The following is an 11,768-nucleotide window of genomic DNA, read 5'->3' on the forward strand; positions in this document are numbered from 1 at the left end:
ACTGCTGCCGCAACGCGGCTCCATCTCGAAAAAACGTCAGACAACAATGTTCACAATCCTCTGCGGAACCACGATGACTTTTTTGGGCTCGCCACCGGCAAGAATGGATTTGACGGCATCCAGCGCAAGGGCAGCCGCTCGGACCGCATCTTGATCCGCATCGCGCGCGATTGTCAATTCGCCGCGCTTCTTGCCGTTGACCTGAACAGGCATGACCACATCGTTTTCCTCGACCAGCGAGGGTACAAAAGTTGGCCACGGCGTCTGGGCGACGAGACCCTCGTTGCCCAGCGCCGACCAGCATTCTTCGGCCAGATGCGGCGTCATGGGGGCAATGATGCGAATGAGGATTTCGACGGCATCACGCGCCGCCGCCTTGACGTCATCAGGCTTGCCACCAGCCGCGACATCCGCCAACGGAGCTGCGAGCGCGTTGACCAGTTCGTAGATGCGGGCGATCGCCTTGTTGAAGGCAAGCTTGTCCAGATCCTCCTGAACGGCCTTCAGCGTCTTGTGGGCCGCCTTGGATACCGCCAGGCCCTCGCCCTCGCTCGCGGGCTTCGGCGTGACGCTCTTCAGTTCGGTCGCGACTTCGCCGATGATGCGCCAGACGCGCTGTACGAAGCGGTTTGAGCCTTCCACACCGGCTTCGGACCAGATGACGTCGCGGTCGGGCGGGGAATCCGACAGGACGAAGAAGCGAGCGGTATCCGCACCGTAGGATGCGATGATGTCATCCGGGTCGACCACGTTCTTCTTCGACTTCGACATCTTCTCGATCGAGCCGATCTTCACTTCCGCACCGGAGGACAAGAGGAATGCCCGGCGGGCACCGTCAGTCTCTTCGATGCGCAGGTCGGCGGGCGCTACCCATTCACGGGTCAGGCCTTCACCGTGGCTATAGGTCTCGTGCACAACCATGCCCTGCGTGAACAGGCCCTTGAAGGGCTCCTTGACGCCGACATGGCCGGTCTCGCGCATGGCGCGGGTGAAGAAGCGCGAATAGAGCAAGTGCAGAATAGCATGCTCGATGCCGCCGATATACTGGTCCACCGGCAGCCAGTGGTTTGCGGCCTTCGGATCCGTCGGCTCATCTTCCCAAGGCGCGGTGAAGCGCGTGTAGTACCAGCTGGAATCGACGAATGTGTCCATCGTGTCGGTTTCACGGCGTGCGTCATGGCCGCATTGCGGGCAGGCAACGTGACGCCATGTGGGGTGGCGATCCAGTGGGTTGCCGGGCACGTCGAAGGTCACGTCGTCGGGCAGCTTGACCGGCAGGTCCTTCTTCGGAACCGGAACTACGCCGCAGACTTCGCAATGGATGACGGGTATCGGGCAACCCCAGTAACGCTGGCGGGAAATGCCCCAGTCGCGCAGGCGGAAATTGACCTTGCGCTCGGCCTGCGGCGTGTTGCCCAGCGTCTGGGCAGAGAGCTTCTGCACGACCGCCTCAAAGGCGTCAGTCGTGTTCATGCCGTTCAGGAAGCCGGAGTTGATCATCACGCCATCATCGGTGAAGGCGACGTCTTCAATGGTGAAGCTGGCAGCGTCGGGGCCTTCCGGCGCAACGACGGCCACCACCGGCAAATCGTATTTACGGGCGAAATCCAGATCGCGCTGGTCACCCGAAGGGCAGCCGAATATCGCGCCGGTGCCGTAGTCCATCAGCACGAAGTTGGCGACATAGACCGGCAGTTCCCACGTCGGGTCCAGCGGATGCACGACCTTTACGCCGGTATCGATACCCTTCTTTTCCGCTGTTTCCAGCGCCGCGAGAGACGTGCCATGGCGGCGGCACTCGTCGCAGAACTCGGCAATATCAGGGTTCTTCTCCGACAGCTCTCTTGCCAGCGGATGGTCGGCGGCGATTGCCAGGAAGGATGCGCCGAACAGGGTGTCGGGACGCGTTGTATAAACGGTGATATCGGCAAAGCCTTCCGGCACTGTGCCAGCAACGGTCTGCCAGCGCAGCGACAGGCCTTCGGAGCGGCCGATCCAGTTCTTCTGCATCAGGCGTACTTTTTCCGGCCACTGATCCAGCGTGTCCAGCTCGTCCAGCAGATCCTGGCTGAAATCGGTGATTCGGAAGAACCACTGCGTCAATTCGCGCTGTTCGACCAGCGCGCCGGAGCGCCAGCCGCGGCCGTCTATGACCTGCTCATTGGCCAGAACGGTATGGTCGACCGGATCCCAGTTGACCTTGGACTGCTTGCGGTAGACCAAACCCTTTTCCATGAAATCGACGAACAGCGCCTGCTGGCGGTGGTAATATTCCACATCGCAGGTCGCAAATTCGCGGGTCCAGTCCAGCGACAGGCCCATGGATTTCAGCTGGCCACGCATGGTGGCGATGTTCTGATAGGTCCAGTCCTTCGGGTGAACCTTGTTCTGCATAGCCGCGTTTTCGGCAGGCATGCCGAAGGCGTCCCAGCCCATGGGGTGCAGAACGTTGAAGCCGCGCGCGCGCTTGTAGCGCGCAACGACATCGCCCATCGCGTAGTTGCGGACGTGGCCCATGTGAATGCGTCCCGACGGGTAGGGAAACATCTCTAGAACGTAATACTTCTCGCGCGGATCGCTGTTGTCGGTCACGAAAACCTTGTCTTCGTTCCATTTCTGCTGCCAGCGCGGCTCGGCGTCGCGAGGATTGTAACGTTCGATGGCCATTGTTTAGAATTCCGGGTATCGAGGGGAAAAATTTGCGCTGACCTTCACCATGAAACGACCGGGGCGTCAAGTTTGGCGGGGCCTCCGGGCGTTCAATCTTGGCCAGCGTGCCTCAAATGGTGCTAAACCCGCTTGGCATCAAGGCAATCGGCGTCTAGTTAGCGTTCAGAATGTTTCAAATAGAGGTCCTGTGATGGAAATCGAAGCACGTCTTGAGGATGTCAGGCAACGCATAGCGGAGACAGCGGAAAAGTCCGGCCGCAAGGCGACGGATGTTTCTCTCGTCGCCGTCTCGAAGACGTTCGATGCGCAAGAGATCCAGCCGGTGATCGACAGCGGCCAGCGCGTGTTCGGCGAGAACCGCGTACAGGAAGCGCAGGGCAAGTGGCCTGCGCTTAAAGAAAAGACATCGGGTATAGAGCTGCACCTGATCGGGCCGCTGCAGTCCAACAAGGCGGCGGATGCCGTTGCGCTGTTCGACGTCGTACAGAGCGTTGATCGGGAAAAGATCGCCCGTGCGCTTTCCGAGGAGTGCGTCAAACAGGGCCGCAGCCTTCGTTTTTATGTGCAGGTCAATACCGGGTTGGAGCCACAGAAGGCCGGCATCGATCCACGCGAGACCGTCGCCTTCGTGGCTTTTTGCCGGGACGAGCTGAAATTGTCGGTCGAGGGCCTGATGTCCATTCCGCCTGCGGATGAAAATCCCGGTCCGCATTTTGCGCTTCTGGCGAAGCTTGCCAGACAATGCGGCCTCGAGAAGCTTTCCATGGGCATGTCGGGGGACTTCGAGACTGCGATAGAATTCGGCGCCACCAGCGTGCGTGTCGGCTCGGCAATCTTCGGTGCCCGCTAGAGCATTTCCGGTAAAAGCGCATAGCCGGTTTACTGGAAATGCCCTGAAGCTCTGAAAACAAAAAACCCGGCACGACGGCCGGGTTTTCATAAACGGAAAGACTTTCGATCAGTAGTGATCGTCCTCGTCTTCGTCCTTCGGAGCCGATTTCAGCGAGCTGAGCTTCTTGAAGACGGCGTCCGCGTCGATCTGCTTTTCTTCTTCGTCGCGCTGGAAGTTGTAATCCAGACCTTCCGTCGCCGTTGCCGGCTGCAGCGTGTTGCCAAGCTCTTCTGCTGTCGGCAGCGGGCGGCCGCGCGATGCGCGTTCAACTTCAAGATCTAGATCGATCTGGCTGCAGAGACCAAGCGTTACCGGGTCCATCGGGGTGAGGTTTGCCGAGTTCCAGTGGGTGCGGTCGCGGATCTGCTCGATGGTGGATTTGGTGGTGCCAACAAGACGCGAAATCTGCGCGTCCTTCAGCTCAGGATGATTGCGGACCAGCCAGAGAATGGCGTTCGGACGATCCTGACGCTTGGAAACCGGCGTGTAGCGCGGGCCACGGCGCTTGGATTCCGGCACACGAACCTTTGGCTCGGAAAGCTTGAGCTTGTGGTTCGGGTTGCCTTCAGCGCGGGCGATCTCGTCGCGGGAAAGCTGTCCGGTCGCGATCGGGTCGAGACCCTTGATGCCCTGCGCGGCTTCACCGTCGGCGATTGCCTTGACTTCGAGCGGATGCAGTTTGCAGAACGTGGCGATCTGATCGAACGACAGCGCGGTGTTGTCTACCAGCCATACAGCCGTAGCTTTTGGCATGAGCAATTGTTGAGCCATAGATACAGTCCTTCTGTCCGTCCGCGCCGGGGTCGCGGGCGTGGTATCAACCACTGATTTCCGGGATATTGGCGCTCTATAACTGGATTGCATCATAATTGCAATTCTTTGCGAAACAAATGCCTTTGTCTAATTGCCGTGTGCATTTGAACTGCTATGAATTCAACACATGCCTGAGGTGGGAGTCTCAAGGTCGCGCATATCAAGCCATATCTGGTTCCAGGAGGAGTTCATGTCTGCCAAAATCTACCCCGTGCTCAAATCGGCGAAAGCCCGCACGCTCATCGACAATGAGCGTTACCAGAAATGGTATCAGGAGAGCGTCGAGGATCCCGAGAAGTTCTGGGACAAGCACGGCCGGCGGATCGACTGGTTCAAGCCCTATACCAAGGTCAAGAACACGTCCTTCAAGGGAAGAGTGCCGATCAAGTGGTTCGAGGACGGCCTGACGAACGTCTCCTACAACTGCATCGACCGGCACCTGAAGACGCATGGCGAACGCACGGCGATCATCTGGGAAGGTGACAATCCCTATATCGACAAGAAGATCACCTACAATCAGCTCTATGACTATGTCTGCCGCCTGGCGAACGTGCTGAAGAAGCATGGTGTCAAGAAGGGCGACCGGGTCACCATCTATATGCCGATGATACCCGAGGCGGCCTATGCCATGCTCGCCTGCGCCCGCATCGGCGCCATTCATTCGGTCGTGTTCGGCGGCTTCTCGCCGGAAGCCCTGGCCGGCCGCATCGTCGATTGCCAGTCCACCTTCGTCATCACCTGCGATGAAGGCGTGCGTGGCGGCAAGCCGATCCCGCTCAAGGAAAATACCGACAAGGCGATCGATATTGCCGCCAAGCAATATGTCATCGTCAACAAGGTTCTGGTCGTGCGCCGCACCGGCGGCAAGACCGGCTGGGCGCCCGGCCGCGACATCTGGTACCATCAGGAAATCGCCACGGTGAAACCGGATTGCCCGCCGGTGAAGATGAGGGCGGAAGATCCGCTGTTCATCCTCTACACGTCAGGCTCCACCGGCAAGCCGAAGGGCGTGCTGCACACCACGGGCGGCTATCTCGTCTATACGTCGATGACGCATGAATATGTCTTCGACTACAAGGACGGGGAGGTCTTCTGGTGTACCGCCGATGTCGGCTGGGTCACCGGCCATTCCTACATCGTCTACGGGCCGCTGGCGAACTGTGCGACGACGCTGATGTTCGAAGGCGTTCCCAACTTCCCGGATCAGGGACGGTTCTGGGAAGTCATCGACAAGCACAAGGTCAACATCTTCTACACCGCACCGACGGCGCTCCGATCCCTGATGGGGGCGGGCGACCAGTTCGTCACGCGTTCGTCGCGCGAAAGCCTGCGGCTTCTCGGCACGGTGGGCGAGCCGATCAATCCCGAAGCGTGGGAGTGGTATTACCATGTGGTCGGCGAGGATAAGAGCCCCATCGTCGATACCTGGTGGCAGACGGAAACGGGCGGCATTCTCATCTCGCCGCTGCCGGGTGCGACGGACCTGAAGCCGGGTTCGGCGACAAGGCCGTTCTTCGGCGTGCAGCCGCAGCTGGTCGATGCCGAAGGCAACGTGCTGGAGGGGCCGGCCGACGGCAATCTCTGCATCATCGACAGCTGGCCGGGCCAGTCGCGGTCCGTTTACGGGGATCACCAGCGCTTCGTCGACACCTACTTCTCGACCTATAAGGGCAAGTATTTCACCGGTGACGGCTGCCGGCGCGATGAGGACGGTTATTACTGGATCACTGGCCGCGTCGATGACGTGCTTAACGTCTCCGGCCACCGCCTCGGCACCGCCGAAGTCGAGTCGGCACTTGTTTCGCATCATCAGGTTTCGGAAGCGGCGGTCGTGGGTTACCCGCATGCCATCAAGGGGCAGGGCATTTATTGTTATGTCACGTTGATGGCGGGCCAGAGCGGCGACTATGCGCTGCGCGAGGAGCTGGTAAAGCACGTCCGCAACGAGATCGGGCCGGTTGCGACGCCAGACAAGATCCAGTTCGCGCCAGGCCTGCCGAAGACCCGTTCGGGCAAGATCATGCGGCGTATTCTGCGCAAGATCGCGGAGGATGATTTCGGCGCGCTTGGGGATACATCGACGCTTGCAGATCCCGCGGTGGTCGAAGATCTCATCGCCAACCGGCAAAACCGCACGGCGTCCTGATTTTCTGGAAGAGGCTGCTTTGGCAGCCTTTTTCTTTTCTGTATTCGCATAAACAAAAACACCCGGAGGCTGACCTCCGGGTGTTTTAATTTTATCCAGACAGGATTACTGGCCGCGGATCTTCTTCAGGTCCGCCAGAACGGCGTCAACGACGTCGGCACCGATTTCAGCCTTGTGCTTTTCGTAGACGACCATCGACTTTTCGCGGATACGTGCCTGCTCTTCCGCAGACAGCGAGTTCACTTCAAGTCCTGCAGCCTTGATCTTTTCCAGCGACTTCTGGTTCAGTTCGCGGATGACCTTGCGCTCTTCGTCACGGCCGACGACTGCGCATTCGCGCAGGGCCGTCTGTTCTTCGGGCGTGTAGCTGTCGAAGATCGGCTTGGAGAAGAGGAAGAGGAACGGCGTGTAGGCGTGGTTCGTCTCGGTGATGTACTTCTGCACCTCGTAGAACTTGGAGGTGTCGATCGTCACATAGGGGTTTTCCTGTGCGTCGATCGCGTTGGTTTCAAGTGCCGAGAACACTTCACCGAAAGCCATCGGCGTTGCATTGGCGCCGAGGTTCTGGAAGGTGTCGAGGAAGATGTTGTTCTGCATCACGCGAACCTTCAGGCCGGAAAAGTCTTCCCACTTGTTTACGGCGTGCTTGGAGTTCGAGAGGTTGCGGAAACCGTTTTCCCAGTAGGCCAGGTTTACGAGGCCCTGTTCTTCCAGCTTCTTGTTCATCATGTCGCCGAAGGCGCCGTCCATCACGGCATCGGCTTCCTTGGCATTGGAAAACAGGAACGGCAGGTCGAAGACGCCGAGCGACGGGATCAGGCCGACGAGCGGTGACGAGGACGTAACAACCGCTTCCTGAACGCCGGAGCGCAGGGCCTGCGTCGCCTGAAGGTCACCGCCGAGAGCGCCGCCCCAGAATGCCGTCAGCTTCAGCTTGCCGCCCGACTTGTCGTCGAGGCAGGCCTGCATGGCCTTGATGCCGTTGCCGACCGGGTGGTCCTGGTTGATGCCGTTCGAAACGCGGATGTTGCGGCTGTTGAATTCAGCCATTGCCGGGGCTGCGGCGCCCACCGCGAAAGCGATGGCCGTGGTGGTCAGAAGAAGCTTTCTCATAATATCCTCCCTTGGATTTTGGTTGAGAAGTGGCGATTAACGAAGGTACTGCAGCGGAACCATCACGATGTCCGGGAAAATCACGAGCAACGCCAGAACGATGGTTTCTGCAACGAGGAAAGGCCAGACACCGATCGTGACCTTGCCGAGCGGGATGCGTCCGACGCCTGAGACGACGTTCAGCACGACACCGACCGGCGGGGTAATCAGGCCGATGGCATTGTTGATGATGAAGAGGACGCCGAAATAGACCGGGTCGATGCCTGCCTGCTTGACGATGGGCATCAGAACGGGCGTCAGGATCAGGATGGTCGGTGTAAGGTCGAGCGCGGTTCCTACGATGAAGACCAGCACCATCATGGCAACCATCAGAAGCATCGGACGATCGATCAGCGGTTCGATATAACCGGCGACTTCGTTTGGAATGTTCGCAGCCGTGATGAGCCATGCGGAGACGAGGGCTGCGCAGACAAGGAACATGATGATCGAGGTGCTCTTGGCAGCGCGCAGAAGAACGTGGAACAGATCCGCCGGCTTCAGTTCGCGGTAGATCACCATGCCGACGAAAAGAGCGTAGCCGGCAGCGACAACGGCGGCTTCCGTCGGCGTCATGATGCCTGCCTTGATGCCGCCCAGAATGATGACCGGCATGCCAAGCGCCCAGCCGGCGCGGACCGTGGCAACCAGACGTTCCTTGCCCGAGGTCTTGGGCAGCGGCTTGATGTTATCCTTTCGGACCACGATCAGCCAGGCGATGATCAGCGAAATGCCCATCAGAATGCCGGGTACGATACCGGCAAGGAAAAGCTGGGTGATCGAAACGTTTGCGGCGACGCCGAAGACGATGAAGGCCATGGAAGGCGGAATGACCGGGGCAATGATGCCGCCTGCAGCGATGAGGCCGCCGGAGCGCGGAATGTTGTAACCAGCTTTCGCCATCATCGGGATGAGGATCGCGGCAAGGGCTGCGGTGTCGGCAGCGGCCGAACCGGAGATGCTGGCCATGATGATGGCCGCGACAATCGCCACGATGCCGAGACCGCCCCTGATATGGCCCACAAGCGCAATCGCAAAGTCGATGATGCGGCGGGAAAGACCACCGGAGTTCATCAGTTCGCCAGCCAGAATGAAGAAGGGAATGGCGAGCAGCGTGAAGGTGTCCGCGCCCGAGATCATGTTCTGGGCGATGATCGCGGTGTTGAACATGCCCATGTACCACATGAGCACGACGCCACAGAACATCAGCGAGAAAGCGACGGGAACGCCAATCGCCATGGCTCCGAGAAGAGAGCCGACAAAAACGAAAAGTGTCATGGTATCAGCGCTCCGAAAGCTGTTCGATCGTGAGGTTCTCGCCGGCGAACTGGGCGATTTCATCCTCTGTCACGCGGCCCGTCACATAACGGTAGAGGCGTTCCAGAGCGATGATGAACATCAGGCCGCCGGTGAACATGCCGATGCCGTAGACCCAGATCATCGACAGCTTGGTGACAGGCGCATGCATGCTGGCGTTGATGGCAGACTGCTTCCATGTTCCCCAGAAGAAGATGGCGGAACAGCCCAGAATGATGATGTTCGACAAGACCATGCAGACGACACGGGCGCGGCGCGACAGGAACATCACGAGAGTTTCGATGCCCATATGGCTGTTTTCACGGAAGGTCAGTACGGCGCCGATGAAGGTCAGCCATACGAAGAAGTATCGCGACAATTCTTCCGAGATATTTATGCCGGAATTCATCGTGTAACGCATGACAACGTTGACGAAGACCATGATCGACATGCCGGCGAGCAGCAGGACGAGAATGATTTCGAGAATCCGGTAAAAGAGATTGATGGTCTTTTGCATTTTCCCCTCCCGAAGAAATATCTGGAGCATTTTCGACGAAGGATCGCCCTCAATGCTCCACCTATGGGTTTTCGCAATTCTGGGCGCAAAACCGCGATGCAGTTTTGCTGGATTGCCTAGAGCAGCCCGCGTTTCGCCAGGTTGCGCATGAGGGCCGCGGTGCCGAATGTCCATTCCGGGCATTCGTCTGTCGTCGTGACCCAGTTGATCAGCTTGCCGAGCTTGGGCGTGGAGATTTCGACACGGTCGCCCTTGGAGTGGGTGAAGCCGAGACCCGGGCCATGGCGGTCCTTTACCGGCGCGAACATCGTACCAAGGAAAAAGACGGCGCCGTCAGGATACTGATGGTTGCGGTTCAAGAGCTGGGAAGCGAGGTTTTCCGGCGTGCGGCTGATCGCCTGCATTGCGCTTGCACCGGTCATGGTGAAGCCGTCCTCGCCTTCGACCAGAAGCGATATCTGCGCCTTCTTCACTTCTTCGATGGTAAAGCGTCCATCAAACAGGCGGATGAAGGGACCGATTGCGCAGGATGCGTTGTTGTCTTTTGCCTTGCTGAGCAGGAGGGCGGAGCGGCCCTCGAAGTCACGCAGGTTGACGTCGTTGCCGAGCGTCGCGCCAACGATACGGCCGTCGGAGGCAATGGCCAGCACCACTTCCGGCTCCGGGTTGTTCCACTGCGACTTCGGGTGAACGCCGATCAGCGCGCCGCAGCCGACGGAGGCCATGGCCTGCGCCTTGGAGAATATCTCCGCATCCGGACCGATGCCAACTTCCAGATATTGCGACCACAGGCCCATTTCCTGCAGCAGTTTCTTCACTTCGGCTGCTTTTTCCGAACCGGCCTCAAGTCCCTTGAGATTGTCGCCGAGAACCGGCGCCAGCCGTCCGCGTATTTCCTGCGCGCGAAGTGGATCGCCCTTGGCCTGCTCCTCGATCACGCGTTCCAGCATGCTGTCGGCGAAGGTCACGCCTGCAGCCTTGACGGCCTGAATATCGTTGGGGGCGAGAAGTTCACCAGCGGAGCCATCCAGAAAGGCCTCGAGCGCGCCAAGCGCCACGAATGTGCCGGTGTCTGCAAGCAGCTCCACCAGATCCGTCTTTTCCAGAAGTTCCGACATGGTCGGCGAAAGAGAGGTGAGGTCGTATAGCACGCCGCCCTTTAGCAGAACGGGGCAGGGGCCGCCTTCGCTTTTCGACCATACGCGGCCGACGAGCAGGGCGTTTTCAAAGTCTTCAGGCAAAATAGCGGTAGCGTCGATGGACCTTGAGCCGGTCATATATATCCTCCCCTTCAGCCCTCCGACAGCCGCCTCCTGCGGTCATATTGTCTGGATGTCTGACAACCTAATCTCATTCTTCTTAGTATGACTTTTACAGCGAGTCTAGCGGCACCGCAGACAAAATTATCGTCTTTCGCCTCTGGATTGCCGGAAAGCAGCGAAACCTGTCCTATAGCTTTGCCGTTTAAGCTTCTGTTTGCGGCTCAGAAGATATCCAGTTCCAGATTGACCCGGCTTGCTGCCCCGAGCAGATGTTTGCGCATCGCATCCTTGGCCGCAGTCGCATCGGCGCGTTCGACGGCTTCGAAGATTGCCACGTGTTCGGCGATCGTCACCTCGAGGATTTCCCCGAAAATAGCACGGGAGAAGGCGATGTTGATAGCCGAGCTGATGCGTTCTGCGATAAAGCCGAGAAACATCAGGAAATATTCGTTCTGCGTCGCTTCCGCCAGAATACGGTGAAAGTCGAGATCGGCCGCAACGCCCTCCGTCGACCAGTCGTCGGTCGTTCGCATCTTTTCCAGTGCCGCCGCCAGCCGCGCCAGCTGCTGCGGGTTGCGGTGGAGTGCTGCCAGACCCGCCGCCTCGATTTCCATCGGCATGCGAAGCTGGAAGAGATCGCGGAAATTTTCCGGATCGTTCAGACGGGACCGCTCGATGCGAATGGACAGTCTCTGCCGGGGATCGGTGACGAAAGCGCCCACGCCTTGCCGTGTTTCGACAAAACCTTCGTTGCGCAATTGCGCGATCGCTTCACGGATGACCGAGCGGCTGACGCCGAAGGTTTTCGCTAGAACATGTTCCGTCGGCAGCCTGTCGCCCGGCCCGAGTTTCGAATCATTGATTTCGCGGGCGATCTCCGCGGCGATCCGGCCGGGCAGATGATCGTTGCGATGTATCTGACTGAACTCCAGCGTCATGATTGCTCCCGTTCCACAGAAACGATTGGTCCGTTTTTCCCGCGGCAGGCGACTTCCTCCTTCGCCGTCAGCGGGGTTTTCAGAG

9 protein-coding genes are annotated in these 11,768 nt (G+C 59.0%); 2 read left to right on the forward strand and 7 right to left on the reverse strand.

Annotation, left to right across the window (positions count from 1 at the left end):
* Positions 1 to 36: 36 nt before the first annotated feature.
* The gene (gene leuS / locus ACQZ5Y_RS15315) at positions 37 to 2,667 is read right to left on the reverse strand and encodes a leucine--tRNA ligase (RefSeq protein ID WP_003516514.1); all 2,631 of its coding nucleotides are present in this window, start codon (positions 2,665 to 2,667) and stop codon (positions 37 to 39) included.
* A gap of 193 nt (positions 2,668 to 2,860) precedes the next feature.
* Between leuS and ACQZ5Y_RS15320 the strand changes: the two genes are divergently transcribed.
* On the forward strand, positions 2,861 to 3,520 hold the full coding sequence (locus ACQZ5Y_RS15320) for a YggS family pyridoxal phosphate-dependent enzyme (protein WP_174059892.1): 660 nt from the start codon (positions 2,861 to 2,863) through the stop codon (positions 3,518 to 3,520).
* Between the two features lie 108 nt (positions 3,521 to 3,628).
* On the opposite strand, the gene ACQZ5Y_RS15325 is transcribed toward ACQZ5Y_RS15320, so the two are convergent.
* Positions 3,629 to 4,333, reverse strand: a complete 705-nt coding sequence (locus ACQZ5Y_RS15325) for a DUF1013 domain-containing protein (RefSeq protein ID WP_003516519.1) — start codon at positions 4,331 to 4,333, stop codon at positions 3,629 to 3,631.
* Positions 4,334 to 4,565: 232 nt separating this feature from the next.
* Here ACQZ5Y_RS15325 and acs point away from each other — a divergent pair, with 232 nt between their 5' ends.
* A complete protein-coding gene (acs, locus tag ACQZ5Y_RS15330) occupies positions 4,566 to 6,521 on the forward strand; it encodes an acetate--CoA ligase (protein ID WP_003516521.1) in 1,956 nt (651 codons plus the stop codon).
* A 105-nt stretch (positions 6,522 to 6,626) separates the two neighbouring features.
* Here acs and ACQZ5Y_RS15335 read toward each other — a convergent pair whose 3' ends face one another.
* The 5 genes from ACQZ5Y_RS15335 to ACQZ5Y_RS15355 form a co-directional block, all read right to left on the reverse strand.
* Positions 6,627 to 7,634: a TRAP transporter substrate-binding protein gene (locus ACQZ5Y_RS15335; protein WP_003516523.1), complete on the reverse strand. Its 1,008-nt coding sequence runs from the start codon at positions 7,632 to 7,634 to the stop codon at positions 6,627 to 6,629.
* 36 nt (positions 7,635 to 7,670) lie between these two features.
* Positions 7,671 to 8,948 (reverse strand): TRAP transporter large permease, encoded by a 1,278-nt coding sequence (locus ACQZ5Y_RS15340; RefSeq protein WP_003516526.1) that lies wholly within the window; start codon positions 8,946 to 8,948, stop codon positions 7,671 to 7,673.
* Positions 8,949 to 8,952: 4 nt separating this feature from the next.
* A complete protein-coding gene (locus ACQZ5Y_RS15345) occupies positions 8,953 to 9,483 on the reverse strand; it encodes a TRAP transporter small permease (protein ID WP_003516529.1) in 531 nt (176 codons plus the stop codon).
* Between the two features lie 116 nt (positions 9,484 to 9,599).
* Positions 9,600 to 10,760: a fumarylacetoacetate hydrolase family protein gene (locus ACQZ5Y_RS15350; protein WP_174050176.1), complete on the reverse strand. Its 1,161-nt coding sequence runs from the start codon at positions 10,758 to 10,760 to the stop codon at positions 9,600 to 9,602.
* A gap of 206 nt (positions 10,761 to 10,966) precedes the next feature.
* Positions 10,967 to 11,683 (reverse strand): FadR/GntR family transcriptional regulator, encoded by a 717-nt coding sequence (locus tag ACQZ5Y_RS15355; protein ID WP_003516533.1) that lies wholly within the window; start codon positions 11,681 to 11,683, stop codon positions 10,967 to 10,969.
* Positions 11,684 to 11,768: the final 85 nt, after the last annotated feature.

It is taken from the genome of Agrobacterium sp. A3-95 (genome assembly GCF_053521785.1).

What these genes read in the sequence shown, in the direction of transcription:
- ACQZ5Y_RS15355 (WP_003516533.1), bottom strand. Translation starts at nt 11,683, where the DNA reads ATGACGCTGGAGTTCAGTCAGATACATCGCAACGATCATCTGCCCGGC.
- leuS (WP_003516514.1), bottom strand. Translation starts at nt 2,667, where the DNA reads ATGGCCATCGAACGTTACAATCCTCGCGACGCCGAGCCGCGCTGGCAG.
- acs (WP_003516521.1), top strand. Translation starts at nt 4,566, where the DNA reads ATGTCTGCCAAAATCTACCCCGTGCTCAAATCGGCGAAAGCCCGCACG.
- ACQZ5Y_RS15345 (WP_003516529.1), bottom strand. Translation starts at nt 9,483, where the DNA reads ATGCAAAAGACCATCAATCTCTTTTACCGGATTCTCGAAATCATTCTC.
- ACQZ5Y_RS15320 (WP_174059892.1), top strand. Translation starts at nt 2,861, where the DNA reads ATGGAAATCGAAGCACGTCTTGAGGATGTCAGGCAACGCATAGCGGAG.
- ACQZ5Y_RS15350 (WP_174050176.1), bottom strand. Translation starts at nt 10,760, where the DNA reads ATGACCGGCTCAAGGTCCATCGACGCTACCGCTATTTTGCCTGAAGAC.
- ACQZ5Y_RS15325 (WP_003516519.1), bottom strand. Translation starts at nt 4,333, where the DNA reads ATGGCTCAACAATTGCTCATGCCAAAAGCTACGGCTGTATGGCTGGTA.
- ACQZ5Y_RS15335 (WP_003516523.1), bottom strand. Translation starts at nt 7,634, where the DNA reads ATGAGAAAGCTTCTTCTGACCACCACGGCCATCGCTTTCGCGGTGGGC.
- ACQZ5Y_RS15340 (WP_003516526.1), bottom strand. Translation starts at nt 8,948, where the DNA reads ATGACACTTTTCGTTTTTGTCGGCTCTCTTCTCGGAGCCATGGCGATT.